Raw genomic sequence first — 22,640 nt, 5'->3', positions numbered from 1 at the left:
GAAACCGGGGGCGGCCGCAGCCGCCCCATTGCATGAAGAAGAGGAGCAAATCATGCCTGGTAAGAAGATACTGATGCTGACCGGTGAATTCACCGAGGAATATGAAATCTATGTCTATCAGCAGGCGATGGAGGCAGTCGGCCATACGGTCCACGTGATCTGCCCCGACAAGAAGGCGGGCGACCTGATCAAGACCTCGCTCCACGATTTCGAGGGCGATCAGACATATACAGAAAAGCTCGGGCACTTCTTCACGATCAACAAGACCTTCTCGGAGGCCGAGGCACAGCTCGATCAATATCATGCAGTCTACTGCGCAGGCGGTCGCGGCCCCGAATATATCCGCACCGACAAACGCGTTCAGGCAATCGTGCGGCATTTTCACGAGAAGCAGAAGCCGATCTTTACGATTTGCCACGGCGTCCAGATTCTGATTGCCGTCGACGGTGTGGTTCGCGGCAAGAAGGTTGGTGCCCTCGGGGCTTGCGAACCGGAAGTCACGCTTGCAGGCGGTACCTATATCGATCTGTCGCCGACCGAAGCCTATGTCGATGGCACCATGGTTTCCGCGAAGGGATGGACGGCACTTGCTGCATTCATCCGCGAATGCCTGAAGGTGCTCGGCACGGAAATCCGTCACAGCGATGATATCGCCAAGGCAGCCTGAGCCTACACTCACGGCACGGCTTGTTCCCTTGGTTTAAGATCAGGCAATCCTCGCAGAATGCGGGGGTTGCCTTTCCAGGGCGGTCCTTTCCTGCCCGCGGATGGCATCACGACGGCGCCGAGAGGGCCCACGCAATCTTCCGAACGTCGCTTCAATCTAGATTATAAGTCTGAGGATTTTCGGCGGGCTGGTTGCGATGCTCATCGATGGTTTGAGTAATGCAAGCGAATGCACTCACGATCTGAGGCAGGGTTCCACAGGTGAAGCTCTTCCGTCACCGCTCGCGCGCTAGGGCGCCTCAGCGAAATCGGCGCTCCGCACGGCTTCCTTCAATGCACGCGAGTAGGAGTGCTGGGGATTGTCGAGGACCTTGCGTGCCTCGCCCTGCTCGACGATCTCGCCCTTGCGCATGATGATAATCCGGTCGCTGATATAGTAGGCGGTGGCGAGATCATGCGTGATGTAGACGATCGAAAGTCCAAGCTCGCGTTTCAATTGATCGAAGAGATTGACGATTGCCATGCGCAGGGACGCGTCAACCATCGATACCGGCTCGTCGGCGATGAGCAGACGTGGCTGCGGGATCAGGGCACGGGCAATTGCGACGCGCTGTAGCTGTCCTCCGGACAGTTCATGCGGAAACCGGCCCTTCACTTCCGCAAGACTGAGCCCCACATGGCCGAGAGCCTCATCGGCCAATCGTTCGATCTGTTGGCGATCCGACTTGCCCGCGCCGGCCGAGAAGTTCCGCGCCGTCTCGAAGAGGTAGCGATCCACGCGCTTGAGCGGATTGAAGGCTTCGAAGGGGTTCTGCAGAACTGGCTGCACTTCCCTCATGAAGGCGCGACGCTCCGCCTTGCCGTGCAGGGCCACCGCTTTCCCACGAAAATGAAGTATGCCTTGCGTGGGCGCCGTTTGCCCGAGGATCATTGCTGCAATCGTCGATTTTCCCGAACCCGATTCTCCGACGATGGAGAGAATCTCCGGTTCGCTGCCGATCTCGAAGCTGACATCCTTGACCGCCACGATCTGCCGGCGGCCTAGCATGCCGCCCTGACGGTAGATTTTCGTGACATGAGAGAGAGTGAGAAGAGCGTTCAAGCCTGATCTCCCGTAACCGCAAAGCACGCCACTCGCCGATTCGGCTCAACCGTGATCATCGGCGGGACCTTTTGCGAACAGATCTCCATCCGCTTCGGGCAGCGCGGATGGAACCGACAGCCTTCAGGCGGCATGGCAAGGTTCGGCGGACGCCCCTCGAGCGAAGGCCGGGCCTTCGCATCGCCGATACGCGGCAGGCTGCCGACCAGATGCTGCGTATAAGGATGCAGCGGCAGCGCAAAGAGCTTGCGGGTCGGCGCTTCCTCGACGAGACGCCCGGCATAGACGATGCCGATACGGTCAGAAACCGTCGCATGCACACCCATGTCATGGGTGACGAACAAGAAGGAGGAGCCTATTTCATGCTGGATTTCGCGGATCATCGACAGCACGTCGCGCTGTACGATGACGTCGAGCGCCGTTGTCGGCTCGTCGGCAATGATGAACTCAGGCGTCAGGATCGTCGCGAGCGCGATCGTCATACGTTGGCGCATGCCCCCGGAGAGTTCATGCGGATAGGCCTGGAGCAGATGCGGATCGAGTTTCAATCTCTGGAGGTGCGAGCCGACTTTCGCGAAGAACTCACTCTTGCCGACTTTCATGTGACGCAAGGCGAAATCGGTGAAGGAGTGATGGATGCGCCGAACCGGGTTCAGCACGTTCATTGAGCCCTGCATGATGTAGGACAGATGCAGCCAGCGAAGCGCCATGCGTTCGTCCGGCGTCATGGCGTATATGTCCTGCGTACCGCCGGCAAAATGGAAGACGACTTTGCCCGATACGACCTTGAGCGGTGGCCGGATCGCACCGGCAATCGTCTTGATCAGGGTCGTCTTGCCGCTGCTGGATTCGCCCGCGACCCCATAGATTTCACCGCGACCGATCGTCAGGCTAATGTCGTCGACGGCGCGCACTTCACGATCGACGCCAAAAAGGAAGGCGCGGTAATAGGCTTTCAGGTTCTGGACTTCGACCAGGGCATCCATGGCTAACCTCCCATCCGATTCAGCCGGCTGCGCGGATCGTTGTATTCGTTCATCGACATGGACAGGAGAAACAGCGCCAGGAAGAGAACGACGATGACGGCAACGGGTGCAGCCACCCACCACCAGGTGCCGGCGATGAGCGCCGAATGGGCGTTGGCCCAATAGATCATCATGCCCATGGTCGGGGTCTCGATGTCAGTGAAGCCGAGCACCGACAAAGTGATCTCCATCCCGATAGACCAGATCATGTTGTTCATCGTCGTGGCAAAGACGATCGGCAGGACATAGGGCAAATGCTCCTCGACGAGGATCTTGCGCATGCTCATGCCGGAATAGACGCTCTGAGTGGTAAAGGGCCGCGTTTTAAGGCTGATCGCAACAGAACGGATGAGCCTCGCATCATAGGACCAGCCGAGAGCTGCCATGATGACGATGAGGGCTGTCCAGGTCATGCTGTCCTTCAGCACAAAATAGAACAGGATCAGCAGCGGAAATTGCGGAATGACCATGACGCTGTCGTTGATCGCCATGAGGACCCGGTCAACCACGCCGCCGGCATAACCAGCGACCAGGCCAACGACGAGCGATATGATGCGAGATAGGAAGGCGACGCCGATACCGAAATAGAGTGTGTTGCGCAGCGCAGTCGTCAGCTGCCAGAAGACGTCCTGGCCGCGCGACGTGGTGCCCAGCCAATAGTCTCCGTCCGGCGGCATATCGGGCGGCAGGAGGTAGATGTCCGTGGCGCCATAGGGCGAGAAATAGGACAGGATGACTAGGCCCACGATGATGGCAAAGAGTGCCAGGCCGCTCAGGAATTCCATGTTGTGGCGCGTCAGGTCGCGCAGGATCGTGAACATGGCCTACTCCACCTTGATGCGCGGATCGATGAGCGGGCTCAGGATGTCGATGATGAAGACGGCGGCCGCGACGCCGACGATCGACAAGGCGCTGAGGCCGAGCACGAGGCTGTAGTCGCCGGCATGGACGGCTGATATCAGCAGGTTTCCGATGCCGGGATAGCCGAAGACGATCTCGGTAATGACCGTGCCGTTGAAGATAGCGCCGAGCGACATCGCCAAGCCCGTAAACTGCGGCACCATGGCGTTGCGGGCGATATAGGAGCGCAGGATGCGCCGCTTCGGCACGCCGCCGAGCTCGGCAAAGACCACATAATCCTCCGTGATGATGTTGGAGACCAGAGCACGCATCCCGATCAACCAGCTGCCGGTGCCGACGAGGATCAGCGAGAATGCGGGCAGGATGGAATGCTCGAGAATGTCGATAACAAGGGAGAAGGACAGGTCGAGATTGGCGTTCATCTCATAGCCGCCATTGATCGGCAGGATCGGCCAGACATAACCGAAGACAATGAGCAGAACGAAGGCCAGAATGTAATAGGGGATCGGCAGCATCGCGATGAAGACGAGGCTGACCCCTTTCAGGATCATGTTCTTCCGGTGGTAACCGGCAAGCGCACCGATCGCGTTGCCGAGCACGAAGGTGATCAGCGTCGAGACCGTCATCAGACCGATCGTCCAGGGCAGGGAACGCATGATGATGGTCGAGACCGGTGTGGGGAAGGCCGAGAGCGAGGGGCCGAGGTCACCTGTCGCGAGCCGAAGCCAGAAATGCAGGTATTGCTGCCAGATCGAGCCATTCAGTCCGTAAAGCTCCCGAAGCGACTGGCGCATCAGTTCGATCGCGTTTGGATCGGATTGCCCCATCTGCGTTATGGAGCCTATGCTCTCTTCGACCGGATCGATCGGGGTCAGGTGGGTGACGAAGAATGTTATGGTCACGCCAAGAAATACGACGAGCAGAAACTGACCGAACCGCTTCAGCACAAAGATCAGATAGGACGTCATAGGGTGGTGGTTCCTCTCTGGGTCCCTTCATCGAAAGGATCGACGGGCAGATTGCCCGCCGATAAGGGGGCCGGCGCGAAAGGGCCGCGCCGGCAGTGGGAGGATTATTTCGGTTGTGCCGGTTTCAATTTGACCATCATCAACCTGGAATTCGCCCAGTTCGGTACCGGATCGGTATAAGGGTCTGATATCGTCGGGTAACCGGTCCAATAGGTCGTGTCCATCGAGGTGAAGACGTTATAGGACATCAGCGGTATCGTCGGCATTTCGCGGGCGACCAGCTTGAGATAATCCTTGCCGAGCTCAAGGCCCTTCGGATCGTCGGCGCCGATGCCGCGAATGCTTTCGATGATCTTGTCAAGTTCCGGATTGCTCCAGCGCTGCCAGTTGCGTGGCGGCTGGTTCTCACCCTTCTTTGCCACGAACTGCGAGTGCCAGCTGTCGAGGAAGAACGACAGATCGGGATCGCCGCCCCAGGTTTCGACGCTCCAGGCAATCGCTACCTGATAGTCGCCGGGCTGCAGCGCAACCTGCCAAAGTTTCGTGACCGGCACGGCCTTGGCGTCGATGCCGAAAGAGGCCCATTGCTGTGCGATGAGCGTTCCGGCCCGAGTGAAGACGGAGCGGGTGTCGCCCTCGACGGTCATCCGGATCTTGAACGGCTGGCCGTCCGGGGTCATCCATTTGCCGCCGGTCTTCTTGAAGCCTGCTTTTTCCAGCAGTTCGGCTGCTGCCTGCGGATCCGGTTTCCACCAGCCATAGCCGAACGCGCTATTGATGGCGGCGGGGTCCGTCGGGATCTGATCCTTGTATTTTGGCTGCTTGCGCAGGATATCGGCGATCTGCTGGCCAACTGTCGGATCGTAAGGCTTGATCTTGCGCTTGCCCGTATCGATCTCGAAGTCCTTCAGCCAATCCTGCAGGGGAGCCTGATAGTCCGTCATGGCAATGGCCGTTGGCGGTACACCGAGCGCCGATAGTGTGGCCGCGCCGCGATAGCTCGCCATGTCCACGGCCTTGATATCGATCAGCAGCGCCAATGCCCAGCGGACATCCGGGTTCTGGAAGGTCGGATCCTGCGTATTGAAGATGACAGCCGGAAGCGTCGGGTCCGGATGAGCAAAGGGGAAGCCCGGGAACCAGCTATCGACGCTCTTCGACTTTTCCTTGAGCGTGAACATGCCTTCCGGCGTATTGTCGTGGATGATATCGAGATTGTGCTCGAGCTGGGCGATGGTGCGTTTATCCGGCGGGCCCGGGTCGACATAGGTTACATATTTTGGAGCAGGCTCGCCGAACCGGCCAAGCGAAGTCCGCTGCCAGTCGTCGCGCTTCTCCCATGTGTACCATTTGCCCTGAGGGTCATAGGTCTTCAGCTTGTAGGCGCCCAGTGAGACGGGGTTGGCGAAGTCATAGCGAACCGGATCGGCGATCTTTTCGAAGACGTGCTTCGGCATGATCCAGGCGCCGTTCCAGCGCACGGTGAAGATTGCATGAAAACGGGAGTTGGGCTTTTTCAGCTTGAAAACGACCGTATAGGGATCGGTCGCTTCGACGCTTGCCACCTGCACGGAAAAGGCAGCACTCCAGACCATGCCGGGATGGTCCATCTGCGTCTTGACCGTGTAGACCACGTCGTCAGCGGTGAATTCCACGCCGTCGCTCCAGTAGAGCCCCTTGCGCAGTTTCACCGTCATCTCGGTGAAGTCGGCATTGTATTGCGGTTTGTCGGCGGCAAGGGAATTGTCCCAGGTAGAGCCGCCGAGGCCTTTTTCCGGATCGATGTACCAGAGCGTGTCCATGGTCAACTGCTGCAGGCCGGTCGAAACGCCGCCGCCGCCGTTGACCCAAATATTGAACCAGCCCGGATTCTTGATGGTGCCTTCCGGGTTTTCGACGATGAGAGTGTCCTTGCGAGGCAAGGATTTGTAGTCATCCGCCTTAGCCGCGGCCATCAGGCCGAGCGTCGCCAAGGCGACGCCGAATGCAAGCTTCTTCCAATGCTGCATTATCTCCTCCCTTTGAATGCGACGAGAGCGCGGCCGCAATGGACGCATGGGACGTCGCGGTTTTAGGGTTCGCAGTGGCATCGGGACTTGCACTTGTCAGGTCAGATGCTTCTGCGAACCATTTCTCCGGCTCGGCTGCCTCCTCGCAGCGAGCGGATATTCTCCAGGCCAGCACGAGAGTGATGGCCGGAATGGCGTCAGACCGAAAGCCGGATGACGCTGTAGGACAGAGGCTTCAGGCTCGCGCGCAATCTGCCGTCCTCGACTTTCGCGTTCTCGACCTTGATTGGCGCAACCGTCTCTGGCTGCCGTGCCGTGTTGACCGCCTGCAGGTCAGGATGCGTCATCTCCAACTGCTCGAGCACGCGGGCATTGGCAAAGCCGTCCAGCCGGGCGTCGAGGTCAAGGGCGCTTTGCGGATGACGGTTGACGATAAAGAAGGTCAGCGTCTTGCCATCGTCTGAAAGGACTGCGGATGTGTCCAGATAGGGCACATCGTCCGCTTCGTCGCAATCGTAGGTCGGCGCGTCAGTGATGATTTGCAGGGCTGATCCCCGGCCGTATTTCGACGCGAAGTAGAAGGGATAATAGATCGTCTGACGCCAGGCCGGACCACCATTCTCGGTCATGATCGGAGCGATGACATTGACGAGCTGGGCGATGCAGGCGATGCGCACGCGGTCCGAACGGCGGATGAAGGTGTTGAGAATCCCGCCGACCTGCAACACGTCCTCGAAATTATAGACGTCTTCGAGAAGGTGAGGGGCATCGGGCCATTCGTTTTTGGCGAGGATATCCTTGTCCTGCTGGTTGGAATGATACCAGACATTCCATTCGTCGAAGGAAATGCCGATCGTCTTCTTCGACCGCTTCTTCGCCTTGATGTAGTCGATCACACCGCCGATCGTGGTGATGTAACGGTCAAGCTTGGTCGTGCGGGCAAGGTAGTTGAGCGTATTTTTCTCGCGGTTTGCGAAATACATATGCAGGGAAATATAGTCGGCGCTGTCATAGCACTCGTTGAGGACTTCCGCTTCCCAATCCGGATAGGTCTTCATATCGGAATGTGAGGAGCCGCAGACCACGAGTTCGAGCGACTTGTCGAAATTCCGCATGGCCTTTGCCGTTTCGTCGGCGAGCCGGCCATATTCGTGCGCTGACTTGTGTCCTACCTGCCAGGGGCCGTCCATTTCGTTGCCGAGGCACCACAATTTGACGTTATGAGGTGCCTCCCAACCATGCTTGCGACGCAGGTCCGACCAATAGGTGCCGCCGGGATGGTTGCAATATTCGAGGAAGTTGCGGGCCGAATCCAGCCCGCGTGAGCCGAGGTTGACGGCGAGCATGGGCTCCGTCTTCGCCTTCTTGCACCAGTCGACGAATTCATTGACGCCGATTTGGTTGCTTTCACGGGTACGCCAGGCAAGATCCAGCCGGACAGGACGTTCGGAACGCGGACCAACGCCGTCTTGCCAATCGTAGGCGGAAACGAAATTGCCGCCAGGGTAACGACAGTAGGGCGTATCGAGTTGCTGGACGAGATCGATAACGTCTTGCCGGAAGCCGTCCGCGTCTGCTGTCGGATGCCCTGGCTCGTATATGCCGCCGTAAACGGCTCTCCCGAGGTGCTCAAGGAACGAACTGTAAAGTCTGGGATCAATGCTCGCGACCCGAAAATCGCGATGAACAACAACATTCGCTTTCAACGAACCCTCCCGTAAATATCGATTTCTTCGTTCTTGTGCAGCTATCTTGATAGCTTGATGAGTGCGAGTCAATCGAACAGCGTGTGAGTTGTTGGCAGCCCGCCAGTGAAAAATAATAGTTATTTAACAATAATTTAGGGCGAAATTTCCATCATTCGGCCAAAAATTTCTCGAGCCTTCGAAATCAGGATTTCCGATATTGTTCATTAAATATAGAGGCGCATAACAATGTCGCGGCCATGATTCCCAAATCCGCGGCCAAATATGTTCACGCCACCGGTATGGCTGGCGTTCTCGGCAATGCCGATCCGCAGACGGATCGAGGAATGCTGCGCGAGAGCAAGGTCTTCCACCGTGACGTTGGAGGTTGAGATGCCGTCGATGAATGTGCCTCGTGTGGAGATACGCCAGGTCTTCAACTTGCCGTACTGAGAGCCTTCCAGCTTCCACCAGGCAGGTGTGTGAGCACCGCGCTTGTCACCGTAATCGCCCGGAGAAGTCCAGGTGCCGACCGGTATTCCATTGACCCAGATCGTGATGTCGGAGGGCCAATCGGGATTGGTCCCGGGTACTTCCGAAGACAGTTCCATCGAGAATTCAATGGCGCGCACGTCCTTGTTCAAAACCTTGGCATTGTTCGGGAATTTGTATTCGACATAACCCCTCCCGAACCACACAAGACCGGCCTGCATGCGCTGTGGATCAAGGAAATAATCGGGAACATCGAGCAAGCCGATTACACTGTCACTGGAGCAAAGGCCGCATGGGGCGTGGATATCGCAGCTCGTGTAGAGCCCAACCGGCATCTCGACCTCGATGACGTCATCCGCCTTGTTGACGGACTTGTCCTCAAAGCTGATGAGGATTTCGTCATAAACCGCGGAGCAGATCTTCTGATTGCCCTTCCGGCCTTTGGCGAGGCGGGATTCGACCAATCCTACCTCTTCGAGAATTTGAATTCCGGTTGCGACGGTGGACTGCGGCAACGACAGAGCCCGGGCCATGTCGTTGACGTTCATGGGGCCTTTTGAACACAAAAGTTTAAGGAGTTGCAGGCGCCCAGGCGCCGAGAGAGCTTTGATTACGGTGTCATTGACTCCGGCATCGATCGTCAAAAACGAGCGTTCCATGGCTTCTCCATGCTGCATCACACATCGATTTATATCGACAATGCTGATATAGCAAGCCGTGCGTGGATATAGATCGACTTCCCTGATTTAAATCTCAGCATTCGTTGAAATTGACAAGGGCGTCTCTCCGCAAAACCACGTCGGTTGGCAAGCCGGAGTTACGAACCGGAGTTGCCCGGTACAATACCCGTAATCTCGGGAACGAAGGCGGTGATCTTGCCGCTCGACGGAATATCCGGCGCCATGGAGCCGCATGCCAGACGTGCTGCGACTTCACCGATCAGACGACGTGGCGATTTGGATGTAGCGATCCTCACGGGAAGCGCAGCCGCGAGTTCAAGGCCGTTGAAACCCGCCATCAGAATGTCGTCAGTCCGGGAGGCCTCGATGCCGGCAAATGCACCCCCCGCGGCCATGTCGTCATTGGAATAATAGATACAGTCGAGGTTCGGCTCGTCACGCAGCAACTGCTGTGTCAGATATTTGCCGAGACTGACGGAGGAAAGGGTATCACCCAGCCTTTGCCCGATGATGGCGAGGCCGTTTTCATGCAGGGCGCGCTCGAAGCCGGCCTTGCGTTTTGCGGCACGCAGGTCCCGCTCCAGCGCACTGCCGATATAGCCGAAACGCTTTCGGCCGGAGGCAATCAGCGCTCTCGCCATTTCCTCGCCTGCCTTTCCGTGCGACAGGCCGACATTGAAATCGATCGGCGTACCATCGAGATCCATGATCTGAATGACGGGAATATCGGCGCTTTTCAACATTCTCACCGTATCTTCGGGCTGGTCGAGACCGGTGACGATAATGGCGCTCGGCCGCCAGGACAGCATGTCCCTGATAACGTCCCGTTCCTTGCGGCTATCATAGTCTGAGAGCCCGAAGACCGCCTGCATTCCGGACCCTTCGAGCCCGGTCGAAATGCCTGCGAGCACCTCGGGAAAGACGATATTGGACATGCTCGGCACCACGACGGCGACGAGATTGGTTTTCTGTGACGACAATGAAAGGGCAAGCCGATTGCCGACGTAACCGAGCTGTTCCGTCGCCGTCAGCACTCTCTGGCGAGTTTGTGCGGAGACGTCAGGTGCACCACGCAGCGCTCGGGATACAGTCATCTTGCTCACGCCGGCCGCAGCGGCAACCTCTTCCAGAGTGGATTTGCGTATCCCCAAGGGGTCCCCCGATCAGTGCCGACACCAGCACACGCGCATAAATCATAAGCCGATTTCGCAAAAAGAGGAATTGCCGACGCTTGACATATGTTACGAAATTGAGGCTTGTTATCGATACCGGTATCGATAACACCGTACTCAACGCTGGCATTCCACGTTGGAGGAGGAGCTGTGCAGGACATGCGGACAGCAGCGGTCATCGGCCTTGGATCGATGGGATGGGGCGCTGCCCTGTCGCTTTTGAGGGCGGGTTTTATCGTCCACGGATGTGACGTCCGGTCGGATGTGTTGCAGCGCTTTTCGGAAGCGGGCGGCAAATCCTGCGAGACACCGTCCAAAGCGACAGCGGAAGCCGATGTGGTGTTCGTGTTCGTCGTCAACAGCAGTCAGGCCGAGGATGTGTTGTTCGGGCCGGGCGGTGCGCTGGAGACGGCTCGCGCCGGCACCGTCTTTCTGCTCAGCGCGACCATGGCGCCGAGCGCCACAGTCGCGATTGCCGACCGGCTGGAAGCTGCCGGCATGCTTGTCGTCGATGCGCCGGTTTCGGGCGGCCACGCCAAGGCGCTTTCCGGCGAGATGGTCGTTATGGGCTCTGGCTCGCCGGAGGCTTTTGCGCGCGCGCAACCGGCGCTCGATGCGGTCTCCGGCAAGGTCTTCCGGCTGGGAGACAGGCCCGGCCCCGGTTCGCAGGTGAAGATGATCAACCAGCTGCTGGCCGGGGTGCATATCGCCGTGGCGGCCGAGGCGATGACGTTTGCAGCCAAGACCGGGATCGACCTGAAGACGCTTTACGAGGTCCTGCGGGTTTCGGCAGGCTCCTCCTGGATGTTCGAGAACCGGGGCGAACATATCGTCTCGGGAGACTATACACCGCGCTCGGCGGTGGACATCTTCGTCAAGGATCTCGGCATCGTCGCCTCTGAGGCAGAGCGGGCAGGCGTCGCCACTCCCCTAGCTTCGACCGCGCTCTCGCTCTTCCAGCAGGCAGCCGAAGCCGGTCTCGGCAAGGAGGATGATGCCGCCGTGGCAAAGGTCCTTGCCGAAAAGAGCGGCGTCGTCCTGCCGGGCATGACTGTTATTCGCTGACAGGCACTGGGCAAAGGAGACATGAGACTTATGTTCGATTGCTACCACCCGCAGATCATGCAAGGAAAGTTGACCTGCAGGTTGCGGTTTTGTTTGATTTTATCTGGTCGGTAACGTTCCTGCGTATCGGGCCGGACTTTGGAAAACTTGAAGGAATAGATGGCGTTGCGCTTGGTGTGACGCGCGGAATCCAACCGGGGAGAACGGGTTCCGATCTGACACGAGGTCGTCTCGAAGAACGAGACCGGCGGCGCTGGGAGGTAAGCAGACATGCATGTGATGATTTTGGGTGCGGCAGGCATGGTCGGCCGCAAGCTGGTCGAAAGAATTGCCCGCGAACCTGACGCGCTCGGCACTACGATTAGTCGATTGACGCTGGTCGATGCATTTCAGCCGCCGGTACCCGAAGCCCTTCAGTCCCTGTCAAACGCCATGACGTTCGATCTTGCCCGGGCGGGTGTTGCCGACAAGCTGATCGAGGCCCGGCCGGATCTGATCTTTCATCTGGCGGCGATCGTTTCAGGCGAGGCGGAAGCGGATTTCGATAAGGGCTATGCCGTCAATCTCGATGGGACGCGCGCACTGTTCGACGCAATCCGCCAAGAGGGTCTGAAATCTCACTATATGCCGCGTGTCGTGTTTGCTTCCTCCATTGCGGTGTTCGGCACGCCGTTCCCTGATGTCATTCCGGACGAGTTCTTCTCCACGCCCCTGACAAGTTACGGAACCCAGAAAGCCATCGCCGAGTTGCTGCTTGCAGACTACTCGCGTCGCGGGATTTTCGATGGCGTCGGCATTCGCCTGCCGACGATCTGCGTGCGCCCTGGCGCACCGAACAAGGCCGCATCCGGTTTCTTCTCCAATATTCTGCGTGAGCCGCTCGCCGGCAAGCCGGCCGTGCTGCCGGTCGGCGATGGCGTCCGGCACTGGTTCGCAAGTCCGAGGGCGGCGGTTGGTTTCTTCATTCATGCTGCAAAAATCGATACGGCAAAAGTGGGGTCGCGGCGCAACCTGACCATGCCGGGTCTCTCGGCGCTGGTTTCGGAGGAAATCGATGCCCTGCGCCGGGTTGCGGGCGACAAGGCGGTTGCCTTGATCAAGCGCGAGCGTGACCCGGTGATCGAACGGATCGTCGCCGGCTGGCCCACCCAATTCGATGCGAAGCGAGCGTCCGAGCTCGGCTTTACGGCGGAGACGAGCTTCGACGAGATCCTGCAGGTGCATATCGAGGACGAACTCGGCGGGAGGGTTGCATGAGCGGGAGTTCCGGCGAGCAGTCGAAGATTGCCCTTGTGACTGGCGGAGGCACGGGTGTTGGCCGCGCAATCGCAAGAGGACTGGGGACTGCGGACTACAAAGTGGTCATTTCGGGGCGACGTGCCGAGATTCTCGAAAAAGCCGCCGCCGAACTCGCCAGCGAGACAGGTGCAGAAGTTACCGCAATCCGCGCCGATGTCGGCGATCCGCTTTCAGTCAGAGCATTGTTCGATGCGATCGAAAATCGGTATGGCCGCCTCGATCTCCTAGTCAACAATGCCGGTGTCTCGGCGCCGGGGATATCGTTGGAGGACGTATCTTTCGAAGACTGGAGCGCCGTCGTATCGGCCAATCTGACAGGCGCCTTTCTCTGCACGCAGCAGGCGTTCAGGCTGATGAAGGGTCAGATGCCGCGTGGCGGCCGCATCATCAACAACGGCTCGGTTTCGGCAACGACGCCACGTCCGAATTCCGCGCCCTATACGGCGACCAAGCATGCAATCACCGGACTGACGAAATCGGCCGCTCTCGACGGTCGCGAATTCGATATTGCGTGCGGCCAGATCGATATCGGCAATGCGGCAAGCGACATGACGAAAAGAATGGCCACCGGCGTTCTTCAGGCCAATGGCACGACTGCCGTGGAGGAGACGATTGATCCCAAACATATCGCCGATGCGGTCGTCTATATGGCGGGCCTGCCGCTCAGCGCCAACGTGCTGACGATGACCGTGATGGCGACCAAGATGCCCTTCGTCGGGCGCGGGTGACCAGCGGTCCTGCGCCAGCGAAAAGCATGAGAATACGAATACATATCATGTGATGCTCGATATCTGGGAGGAGGGAGTATGGCAGGTGTTCAATTCGCGGAAGTGCGCAAATCATTCGGCGCATTTCCGGTCATCAAAGGCGTGAACATCGATATTGCCGATGGTGAATTCGTCATTCTCGTCGGCCCGTCAGGCTGTGGCAAGTCCACGCTGCTGCGCATGCTGGCGGGGCTGGAAAACATCTCCGCGGGCGAAATCCGGATCGGCGGGCGGGTGGTGAACACCTTGCCGCCGAAGGATCGCGACATCGCCATGGTCTTCCAGAACTACGCGCTCTATCCGCACATGACGGTGCAGCAGAACATGGGCTTTTCGCTGATGCTCAACAAGGCGCCGAAGGCCGAAGCCGAAAAGCGGGTGAAATATGCCGCCGGCATTCTCGGGCTCGATGCGCTGCTCGACCGTTATCCACGCCAGCTTTCCGGCGGCCAGCGCCAGCGTGTCGCCATGGGCCGCGCCATCGTGCGCGATCCGGAAGTCTTCCTTTTCGATGAGCCGCTCTCCAATCTGGATGCGAAGCTGCGCGTCGCCATGCGAGCCGAGATCAAGGAGCTGCACCAGCGGTTGAAGACCACTACCGTCTACGTCACCCACGACCAAATCGAAGCGATGACCATGGCCGACAAGATCGTCGTCATGCATGACGGGATCGTCGAGCAGGTCGGTTCGCCTTTGGAACTCTACGACAAGCCGGCCAATCTCTTCGTCGGCGGCTTCATAGGCTCGCCTGCAATGAACATGATCAAGGGCAGGCTCGATCCCGAGAATGCAGCGCGTTTTATCACCGCTGACGGCACGGCGCTTCCGGTCGCCAATGCGCCGGAAAGCGCTAAAGGACGTGACCTCGTCTATGGGCTTCGGCCTGAATATATCGTGCTCGATGCCGGCGGCCTGCCAGGTGAGATCGTCGTCATAGAGCCGACCGGTTACGAAACACATCTCACTTTGAAGCTTGGCGGCACAGATCTCAACTGTGTCTTTCGCGAACGCGTCAATGCACGGCCGGGCGAAAGCCTGCATGTGATGATCGACGCCTCGCATGTTCATCTCTTCGATGCAGAAGGCGGCCAGAGATTGACCAATTAAGCCTTCAGGCGGGGCGCGGCAGAGGAGGAGTCTTCCCGCCCATTCGCCAGATGGCTGGCATCCCATTTTCAGGATGCAGGTACCGTCGTTCATCAAGCGGGAGATGAATGTCGGAGAATTCTCTCCCGCTTTTTCCAGGAGGAGGAATATAATGACGATCAAGAGACGTGAATTTCTTGCCGCTTCGGCAGCAGCGGCCGGCGTCGCCGGTCTCGGCATCAGGCCGTCTTTCGCACAGGCAGAGCCGACCTACACGCCGGAAAGTGGAGCGAGCCTGCGCCTGCTTCGCTGGACACCCTTCGTGAAAGGCGATGAGGAGGCCTGGCTTGCAAATACCAAGAAATTCACGGAGGCAACCGGTGTCGAGGTCCGTATCGACAAGGAGAGCTGGGAGGACATTCGCCCGAAGGCTGCTGTTGCGGCCAATGTCGGTTCCGGGCCTGACCTCATCATGTGCTGGTTCGATGATGCTCACCAATATCCGGACAAACTCGTCGACCTGACCGAACTCGCCAACTATCTCGGCAACAAATATGGCGGCTGGTACGATGGGGTCAAAGGTTATGCCTCACGCGGCGATACGTTCATTGCCATGCCGCTGACGGCGATCGGCAATGCCGTCGTCTATCGCGACAGCCATGTGAAGGCGGCTGGCTTCAGCGAATTTCCCAAGGACACTGCCGGCTTCCTGGAGCTTTGCAAGGCCATGAAGGCAAAGGGCACGCCTGCCGGCTTCCCGCATGGCAAGGCCGTTGGTGACGGCAACAACTATGCCCATTGGCTGCTCTGGAGCCACGGCGGCAAGATGGTCGACGAAGGCGGCAAGGTGACGATCAACAGCCCGGAAACGCTGGCGTCGATCAACTACGCCAAGGAACTCTATGCGACCTTCATTCCGGGCACGGAAAGCTGGCAGGACGTCAACAACAACCGCGCCTTCCTTGCCGGCCAGGTTTCGCTGATCGCCAATGGTGTGTCGGTCTATTACACCGCCAAGAACGATCCCAAGCTCGCAGAAATCACCAAGGACATTCGCACGACGAACTTCCCGATCGGCCCGGTTGGCCAGAGCGTCGAGCTTTGCCAGACGAGTTCATTGCTTCTGTTCAAGCACAGCAAATATCCGGAAGCCGCGAAGGCCTACATCAAGTTCATGATGGAAGCCGATCAGATGAATGCCTGGATCCAGGGTTCCAGCGCCTATTGCTGCCAGCCGCTCAAGGAATTCGCCAAGAACCCGATCTGGACTGCCGATCCGATCCATGCGCCTTACGCACGCGCCTCGGAAAAGCTGCGTCCGAACGGCTATGCCGGCCCGCTCGGCTATGCCTCGGCTGCCACCATGGCCGACTATGTTCTGGTCGACATGTATGCCGCCGCGGTTACCGGCCAGATGTCGCCGGAAGATGCGATGAAAGAGGCCGAGCGCCGGGCGAACCGCTACTACCGCGTCTGATCCCGCATTTTCCAAGACAAGCGGCATGCCGGAAACCGGCGTGCCGCAAGCCTGAAATCTACAGCAATCTGGAGATAAGCAATGTCGACGGTGAATTCCGGGGATGCGCGCGCGCCGACGTCCGCGCTCCTGCAGAACAATAACGTGCTCGGATTCCTGTTCATGCTGCCGGCGGCGGTCTTCCTGGTCTGCTTCCTGACCTATCCGCTGGGGCTTGGTGTCTGGCTTGGCTTCACCGATACGCGCATTGGCCGCGACGGTATCTTCATCGGGCTGGAGAACTATCAATACCTGATGGACGACAACGTCTTCTGGCTGTCGGTCTTCAACACCGTCCTCTATACCTTCATCGCATCGCTGCTGAAGTTTGCCCTTGGCCTCTGGCTGGCGCTGCTCCTGAACCAGCATCTGCCGTTCAAAAGTTTTTTCCGCGCGATCGTGCTTCTGCCCTGGGTCGTGCCTACCGTGCTGTCGGCCCTTGCCTTCTGGTGGATCTACGATTCCCAGTTTTCGATCATATCGTGGTCGCTGATGCAGCTTGGCCTGATCGATGCGCCGATCAACTTCCTCGGTGATCCCACCAATGCGCGCATTTCCGTCATTATTGCCAACGTGTGGCGCGGCATTCCCTTCGTGGCGATCTCGCTGCTTGCCGGCCTGCAGACCATTCCAGCCTCTCTGCAGGAGGCCGCCTCACTTGACGGGGCGACCAGCTGGCAGCGCTTCCGCTATGTGACGCTGCCGATGCTGACGCCGATCATCGCGGTCGTGATGACATTCTCGGTGCTTTTCACTTTCACCGATTTCCAGCTCATCTACGTGCTGACCAAGGGTGGCCCGGTGAACGCCACGCATCTGATGGCGACATTGTCCTTCCAACGCGGCATTCCCGGCGGCCAGCTCGGCGAGGGTGCTGCGATCGCCGTCGCCATGATCCCGTTCCTGCTTGGAGCGATCATGTTCAGCTTCTTCGGTCTGCAACGCCGCAAATGGCAGCAGGGCGGCCAGGACTAGGGAGAAAAACAATGTCGACCAATTCCAATACCGCCAACGTCGTCCTGACCGATAATGCCGAGGGCATGAGCTATCTGAACCGCCTGCCGCGGCGGATGGTGATGCTCTATCTGCCGATGGCGGTCTTCGTCTTCGTGCTGCTCTTCCCGTTCTACTGGATGGCGATCACCGCGGTGAAGCCAAACGAACAGCTGACAGACTATAGCAATTACAGCCCGTTCTGGGTGGTTGGGCCGACGCTTGATCATATCAAATATCTGTTCTTCGAAACGTCCTATCCGGGCTGGATGTGGAACACGATCCTTGTCGCCGTCTGCTCGACCTTCCTGTCGCTTGTGGCGTCGGTCTTCGGCGCCTATGCGATCGAGCGCGTGCGCTTTACCGGCTCCCGTTCTATCGGCCTCGTCATCTTCCTTGCCTATCTCGTACCGCCATCGATCCTGTTCATTCCGCTTGCCTTCATCGTTTTCAAGCTCGGCATCTATGACTCGCGGCTCGCGCTGATCTTCACCTATCCGACCTTCCTCATTCCCTTCTGCACATGGCTTCTGATGGGTTACTTCCGCTCGATCCCGTTCGAGCTCGAGGAAAGCGCACTGGTGGACGGCGCCAATCGCTGGCAGATCCTGACGAAGATCATTCTGCCATTGGCAGTGCCCGGCCTGATCTCGGCCGGCATTTTCGCCTTCACCCTGTCTTGGAACGAGTTCATCTACGCCCTGACCTTCATCCAGTCGTCGGAGAACAAGACGATCCCCGTTGGTGTGCTGACGGAGTTGGTGCGTGGCGATGTGTTCGAATGGGGATCGCTGATGGCGGGAGCTCTGTTCGGTTCGCTGCCCGTCGTCATCCTCTATTCGTTCTTCGTGGACTATTACGTCTCGTCGATGACCGGGGCGGTCAAGGAATGAAAGGGGCAGAAGCTGCCCCTTGCCGAGCCTACCGTTTATTCCTCTTCCGCCATTCAGCGAACTTTGCGCGCGGCGCTTCGCTGGTTGCCGGATAGAGCCCGATGATGGTCGCGCCGGCGAGCACCTCCTCGGTGACGAAATCCTCGTAGGCCGTCATCTCGACGGCCTCGTCGGCAATCTCCTCGGCAAGATGCAGGGGGATGACCACCACGCCCTCATTGTCGCCGACCACCACGTCGCCCGGGAAGACAGGAACATCGCCGCAGCCGATTGGGACATCGATCTCGATTGCCTGATGCAGGGTCAGGTTTGTTGGCGCTGACGGCCGGTGGTGATAGGCAGGGATATCGAGCCCGGCGATTTCAGGACTGTCACGGAAACCACCGTCGGTCACGACACCGGCAACGCCGCGCACCTGCAGGCGCGAGACGAGAATCGAGCCGGCGGAGGCCGCACGCGCGTCCCGCCGGCTATCCATGATCAGTACTGCGCCTGGCGGGCAGCGTTCCACGGCTGCGCGTTGGGGATGTTCCGGATTGCGGAAAACATCGAGCGTGTTCAGGTCTTCGCGCGCCGGAATATAGCGCAGCGTGAAAGCCTGGCCGACCATGTTAGTCTTCTTCGGTGAGAGCGGGCGCACGTCCTGGATGAACTGGTTGCGCAGGCCGCGTTTGAAAAGAGCGGTACAAAGCGTTGCGGTCGAAACGCTTTTCAGCTTCTCACGCGTTTGCTCGCTCAAAGTGGTGGTCATATCTTGTCCTCCTGAAATCAATAGATATCCGGCTCGCCGGGGGCGGGGCCAAAACCGGTTTCCAGAAAATCGAAATCGCAGCCCGTATCGGCCTGGGCGATGTGGCGGGCAAACATCCAGCCATAACCGCGGCCGAATTTCTCTGGCGGCTTGACCCAGGCGGCGCGGCGGCTGGCCAGTTCCTCATCATCGACAAGCATGTCGATGCGGCGGGCTTCGAGATCGAGGCGAACAATGTCTCCAGTCTTCAACAGGGCGAGCGGGCCACCGACGTGCGATTCCGGGGATATATGGAGCACGCAGGCGCCGTAGCTCGTGCCACTCATGCGCGCGTCCGAAAGCCGCAGCATATCGCGGTAGCCTTTCTTCAGCAGCGCCTTCGGCATCGGAAGCATGCCCCATTCCGGCATGCCGGGGCCGCCTTGCGGGCCTGCGCCGCGCAGAACCATGACATGATCAGGGGTGATATCGAGGCTTTCGTCGTCGACGGCTCGCTTCATGTCCGGATAGCTGTCGAAGACGAGGGCAGGACCTTCATGCTTGTGGAAGCGCGGATCGCAAGCAGCCGGCTTGATGACGGCGCCGGTCGGCGCAAGATTGCCCTTCAGCACCGCCAGCGACCCTTCATGATAGAGGGGATCCTCGAGCGAGCGGATGACATCGTCGTTGTAGCATCTGGCCCCGTCGAGCGTTTCGCCGAGAGTTACGCCGGTCACCGTCATCGTCGAGAGATCTAGCTTGGACGAGAGCTTTGCCATCAGCGCCCTCAGGCCGCCCGCGTAATAAAAGTCCTCCATCAGATAGGTCTTGCCGGTTGGGCGTATATTGGCGAGCACAGGCGTCGCGCGGCCGGCGTGATCGAGATCGTCGAGCGTCAGCGGTATGCCGGCCCGGCGTGCCATCGCGACCAGATGCACGATCGCGTTGGTGGAACAGCCCGTCGCCATGGCTACCGTCACTGCGTTATTCACTGCCGTCCGGGTGACGATCTTCGTCGGCACAAGATCCTCCCACACCATCTCGACAATGCGACGGCCGACTGCCGACGACATGCGGATATGGTTGGAATCGGCAGCGGGAATGGAACTTGCACCCGGCAGCGTCAGCCCAAGCGCTTCGGCGATCGCCGTCATCGTGCTTGCCGTGCCCATGGTCATGCAATGGCCATAGGAGCGGGCGATCCCGGCCTCCACTTCGACCCATTCGGCTTCGGAAATCGTGCCGGCCCGCCGCTCGTCCCAGAATTTCCATGCATCCGAACCGGAGCCCAGATATTCACCGCGATAGTTGCCGCGCAGCATCGGGCCTGCTGGCAAATAGATCATCGGCAGCCCCATGCTGAGCGCACCCATGATAAGCCCGGGCGTCGTCTTGTCGCAGCCACCCATCAGCACCGTGCCATCGACCGGATGTGAGCGCAGCAGTTCTTCTGCCTCCATGGCGAGCATGTTGCGATAGAGCATGGTCGTCGGCTTGACGTAGCTTTCCGACAGCGACAGCGCCGGCAGTTCGAGCGGGAAGCCGCCCGCCTGGAAGATGCCACGCTTCACATCCTCGACGCGATGCTTGAAATGCGCATGGCATGGGTTGGCGTCGGACCAGGTATTGAGGATGGCGATGACGGGCTTGCCCGACCATTCCTCCGGCGCATATCCCATCTGCATGGTGCGGGAGCGGTGTCCCGAACTTCTGAGGTCGTCGGGCGCGAACCATCTGGCGCTGCGCAGCGTGGAAGGGCTTCTCCTGACATTCATCGTGAAGTCCTGTCTCGGATTAAAGAAAATGCCGTCCCAATCCCGGCGCGACTTTGGGCGAATGAACTGAAGCACTAATGCATCAGTGCATCAAGCCAGAAAATATGTTTAAACGGTCGGCAGTGTTTCGAGGGTGGGACAGGCAGGCGTGAAAGTTAATCGGACAGAATTTCCTCTCGACCGAACGCGTCAGGTCGCACCGCAAATTCTTGAAATCCTTCGCTCCCGTATTCTCTCCATGGATCTGACGCCGACGACGGTTCTGTCACGCGTGTCGCTGCAGAGCGAGTTTAATGTCAGTCAGACGCCGGTGCGGGATGCCTTGATGCGGCTGGAAGAGGAAGGACTGGTCGAGGTCTATCCGCAATATGCCACTGTCGTTGCCAAGATCGACATCGAGCATGCCAAGCGGGCGCATTTTCTCAGGCTGTCGATCGAACTCGAAGCGGTTCACAGGCTGACGCTCGCAAGCCCGGCCGAGACGGCACAGGTATTGGAGCGGGTACTTCGTATGCAGGAGGCAGTGGCCTCGCCAATTCAGTTTGACCAGTTCGATTCACTCGACAGGGAGTTCCATCGCACGCTCTTCGAGCGCAACGGCATTCTGGGTCTCTGGACAACGGTGCGGCGTCAAAGCGTCCATCTCGACCGGCTGCGCCGCCTCAACCTGCCGATGCCCGGCAAGTTGGAGACAGTGCTTGCCGATCATCGTGCCATCGTTGAAGCTGTTCGCTCCGGCGAACCCGAAAAGGCGGTCGCCGCCATGCGCAAGCACCTGTCGGGCACGCTGTCGATCACGGATATCATCTGCGCACAATATCCCGATTTTGTCCGGCGCTAAGGACAGACTCAGGCACGAAGGCAGCGCAGGAGGTGGCCGGAGGCGTCGCTCTGATCGGGATCGGCCATGCGGCGGGTGGTGACGAAAATCGTGCGCGGCATTGTGCGGTTCATCACGAGCTTGGTCGGATGGGTTGTCGGCAGTTCGACAGGCGTGAGCGGCTCACCCGATGGCGCAAAGCGCAACAGTTGCGAGCCGCCGACGCCGGCAATCCAGTAGATCCCGTCCTCGTCGATGAACGCCCCATCGGGCCTTCCGGCAAAAGCATGCGTGGTCGCAAAGATCCGACGGTTGGACGGCGTGCCGGTGGCAAGGTCATAGTCGCAGACCCAGATGGTTTGAACAGAAGGATGGGAATCGGAAAAATACATTCGTTGCCGTATTGGATCGAAGGCTAGGCCGTTCGGCGTCCAGAAATCTTCGAAAACCCGTCGGTGGCTGAAATCGGGCTCGATGCAGAAGATCGCGCCGGCCGGTGCTGCCATCTCCCGGTGCATCGTGCCGGCCCAGAATCGTCCGGCGGGATCGAGCGTGCCATCGTTGAAGCGGACATCCGGGCGGCTTTCCGGTGTGCAGACCCGTTGGAACAGGCCTGCCGACGGTTCAAAGAGGAAAATGCCGGTCGCAAGCCCGGCAATCAGCGTTCCATCTGTCCGCAACGCAATGCAGCCGACTGCTTCGGGCGCATCCCATGCCGAGGTCTTGCCGGTTTCTGGATCGGTACGCAGCAGCTTGCGGCCGTCGGTATCGACCCACCAGATGCAATTTTCAGTCTCCGACCAGACCGGGCTCTCGCCAAGATGCGCCCAGCGGTTGGAGAACACTTCGAATGTAATCGCCATTTCGCTCTCAGCTTGTCTCACTATATCAATACGACATGCATAGCTTAGCCGCAGCCTCTCGGGAATCGTGGGGTCGCGACCTGTGCGAATTGTGGTCCTGATGCGGAACACGAAATCGTGGGCAGTCGATCCCACTTTCCTACGAACCGCTACGCGGAAGCTCCTGCGACCGC

20 protein-coding genes are annotated in these 22,640 nt (G+C 59.0%); 9 read left to right on the top strand and 11 right to left on the bottom strand.

Going from position 1 to position 22,640, the window contains the following annotated elements; translation table 11 throughout:
* Positions 1 to 52 precede the first annotated feature (52 nt).
* Positions 53 to 667: a DJ-1/PfpI family protein gene (locus FHT93_RS18105; RefSeq protein WP_112972442.1), complete on the top strand. Its 615-nt coding sequence runs from the start codon at positions 53 to 55 to the stop codon at positions 665 to 667.
* A gap of 288 nt (positions 668 to 955) precedes the next feature.
* On the opposite strand, the gene FHT93_RS18100 is transcribed toward FHT93_RS18105, so the two are convergent.
* From FHT93_RS18100 to FHT93_RS18065, 8 genes are all read right to left on the bottom strand, one after another.
* Positions 956 to 1,768, bottom strand: coding sequence for an ABC transporter ATP-binding protein (locus FHT93_RS18100; RefSeq protein ID WP_183848726.1), 813 nt, complete (start codon positions 1,766 to 1,768; stop codon positions 956 to 958).
* Positions 1,765 to 2,754, bottom strand: a complete 990-nt coding sequence (locus FHT93_RS18095) for an ABC transporter ATP-binding protein (RefSeq protein WP_183848724.1) — start codon at positions 2,752 to 2,754, stop codon at positions 1,765 to 1,767. Before FHT93_RS18095 ends, FHT93_RS18100 begins: the two co-directional genes overlap by 4 nt.
* Positions 2,755 to 2,756: 2 nt before the next feature.
* On the bottom strand, positions 2,757 to 3,614 hold the full coding sequence (locus FHT93_RS18090) for an ABC transporter permease (RefSeq protein ID WP_018114640.1): 858 nt from the start codon (positions 3,612 to 3,614) through the stop codon (positions 2,757 to 2,759).
* Positions 3,615 to 3,617: 3 nt separating this feature from the next.
* Positions 3,618 to 4,622 carry an ABC transporter permease gene (locus FHT93_RS18085; RefSeq protein WP_112542551.1) on the bottom strand — a complete coding sequence of 335 codons (1,005 nt, stop codon included), beginning with the start codon at positions 4,620 to 4,622 and terminating at the stop codon, positions 3,618 to 3,620.
* A gap of 104 nt (positions 4,623 to 4,726) precedes the next feature.
* On the bottom strand, positions 4,727 to 6,631 hold the full coding sequence (locus FHT93_RS18080; protein ID WP_018114642.1) for an ABC transporter substrate-binding protein: 1,905 nt from the start codon (positions 6,629 to 6,631) through the stop codon (positions 4,727 to 4,729).
* A gap of 197 nt (positions 6,632 to 6,828) precedes the next feature.
* Positions 6,829 to 8,337, bottom strand: coding sequence for an alpha-N-arabinofuranosidase (locus FHT93_RS18075; RefSeq protein ID WP_112542550.1), 1,509 nt, complete (start codon positions 8,335 to 8,337; stop codon positions 6,829 to 6,831).
* A gap of 206 nt (positions 8,338 to 8,543) precedes the next feature.
* A complete protein-coding gene (locus FHT93_RS18070; protein WP_018114644.1) occupies positions 8,544 to 9,467 on the bottom strand; it encodes an ArsR family transcriptional regulator in 924 nt (307 codons plus the stop codon).
* A gap of 158 nt (positions 9,468 to 9,625) precedes the next feature.
* Positions 9,626 to 10,582, bottom strand: a complete 957-nt coding sequence (locus FHT93_RS18065) for a LacI family DNA-binding transcriptional regulator (RefSeq protein ID WP_246781640.1) — start codon at positions 10,580 to 10,582, stop codon at positions 9,626 to 9,628.
* A gap of 237 nt (positions 10,583 to 10,819) precedes the next feature.
* Here FHT93_RS18065 and ltnD point away from each other — a divergent pair, with 237 nt between their 5' ends.
* The 7 genes from ltnD to FHT93_RS18030 all read left to right on the top strand — a co-directional run bounded on the left by ltnD (position 10,820) and on the right by FHT93_RS18030 (position 18,279).
* On the top strand, positions 10,820 to 11,725 hold the full coding sequence (gene ltnD / locus FHT93_RS18060; protein ID WP_210299322.1) for an L-threonate dehydrogenase: 906 nt from the start codon (positions 10,820 to 10,822) through the stop codon (positions 11,723 to 11,725).
* Between the two features lie 270 nt (positions 11,726 to 11,995).
* Positions 11,996 to 12,982, top strand: a complete 987-nt coding sequence (denD, locus tag FHT93_RS18055) for a D-erythronate dehydrogenase (RefSeq protein ID WP_112972436.1) — start codon at positions 11,996 to 11,998, stop codon at positions 12,980 to 12,982.
* Positions 12,979 to 13,752 (top strand): SDR family oxidoreductase, encoded by a 774-nt coding sequence (locus tag FHT93_RS18050; RefSeq protein ID WP_183848721.1) that lies wholly within the window; start codon positions 12,979 to 12,981, stop codon positions 13,750 to 13,752. The genes denD and FHT93_RS18050 overlap by 4 nt, the downstream gene beginning before the upstream one ends.
* A gap of 78 nt (positions 13,753 to 13,830) precedes the next feature.
* Positions 13,831 to 14,898 (top strand): sn-glycerol-3-phosphate ABC transporter ATP-binding protein UgpC, encoded by a 1,068-nt coding sequence (gene ugpC, locus FHT93_RS18045; protein ID WP_112542545.1) that lies wholly within the window; start codon positions 13,831 to 13,833, stop codon positions 14,896 to 14,898.
* Between the two features lie 151 nt (positions 14,899 to 15,049).
* The gene (locus tag FHT93_RS18040) at positions 15,050 to 16,354 is read left to right on the top strand and encodes an ABC transporter substrate-binding protein (RefSeq protein WP_113017089.1); all 1,305 of its coding nucleotides are present in this window, start codon (positions 15,050 to 15,052) and stop codon (positions 16,352 to 16,354) included.
* Positions 16,355 to 16,435: 81 nt separating this feature from the next.
* Entirely contained in the window at positions 16,436 to 17,368 is a 933-nt protein-coding gene (locus FHT93_RS18035) for a sugar ABC transporter permease (RefSeq protein ID WP_112972434.1), read from the top strand.
* Positions 17,369 to 17,379: 11 nt separating this feature from the next.
* Positions 17,380 to 18,279 carry a carbohydrate ABC transporter permease gene (locus FHT93_RS18030; protein ID WP_183848719.1) on the top strand — a complete coding sequence of 300 codons (900 nt, stop codon included), beginning with the start codon at positions 17,380 to 17,382 and terminating at the stop codon, positions 18,277 to 18,279.
* A 28-nt stretch (positions 18,280 to 18,307) separates the two neighbouring features.
* Here the strand turns inward: FHT93_RS18030 and FHT93_RS18025 are convergent, their stop codons facing one another.
* Positions 18,308 to 19,030, bottom strand: a complete 723-nt coding sequence (locus FHT93_RS18025) for a ribonuclease activity regulator RraA (protein ID WP_183848717.1) — start codon at positions 19,028 to 19,030, stop codon at positions 18,308 to 18,310.
* A gap of 17 nt (positions 19,031 to 19,047) precedes the next feature.
* Positions 19,048 to 20,784 carry an L-arabinonate dehydratase gene (araD, locus tag FHT93_RS18020; protein WP_183848715.1) on the bottom strand — a complete coding sequence of 579 codons (1,737 nt, stop codon included), beginning with the start codon at positions 20,782 to 20,784 and terminating at the stop codon, positions 19,048 to 19,050.
* Between the two features lie 148 nt (positions 20,785 to 20,932).
* On the opposite strand from araD, the gene FHT93_RS18015 reads away from it, so the two are divergent.
* Positions 20,933 to 21,625 (top strand): GntR family transcriptional regulator, encoded by a 693-nt coding sequence (locus tag FHT93_RS18015; protein WP_183848713.1) that lies wholly within the window; start codon positions 20,933 to 20,935, stop codon positions 21,623 to 21,625.
* Between the two features lie 8 nt (positions 21,626 to 21,633).
* Here FHT93_RS18015 and FHT93_RS18010 read toward each other — a convergent pair whose 3' ends face one another.
* Positions 21,634 to 22,467 carry an SMP-30/gluconolactonase/LRE family protein gene (locus FHT93_RS18010; RefSeq protein WP_183848711.1) on the bottom strand — a complete coding sequence of 278 codons (834 nt, stop codon included), beginning with the start codon at positions 22,465 to 22,467 and terminating at the stop codon, positions 21,634 to 21,636.
* Between the last annotated feature and the right edge of the window lie 173 nt (positions 22,468 to 22,640).

The sequence above is a fragment of the Rhizobium sp. BK379 genome (assembly GCF_014193955.1).
Taxonomy (GTDB): domain Bacteria; phylum Pseudomonadota; class Alphaproteobacteria; order Rhizobiales; family Rhizobiaceae; genus Rhizobium.
This window is presented reverse-complemented; position numbering and strand designations above follow the sequence as displayed.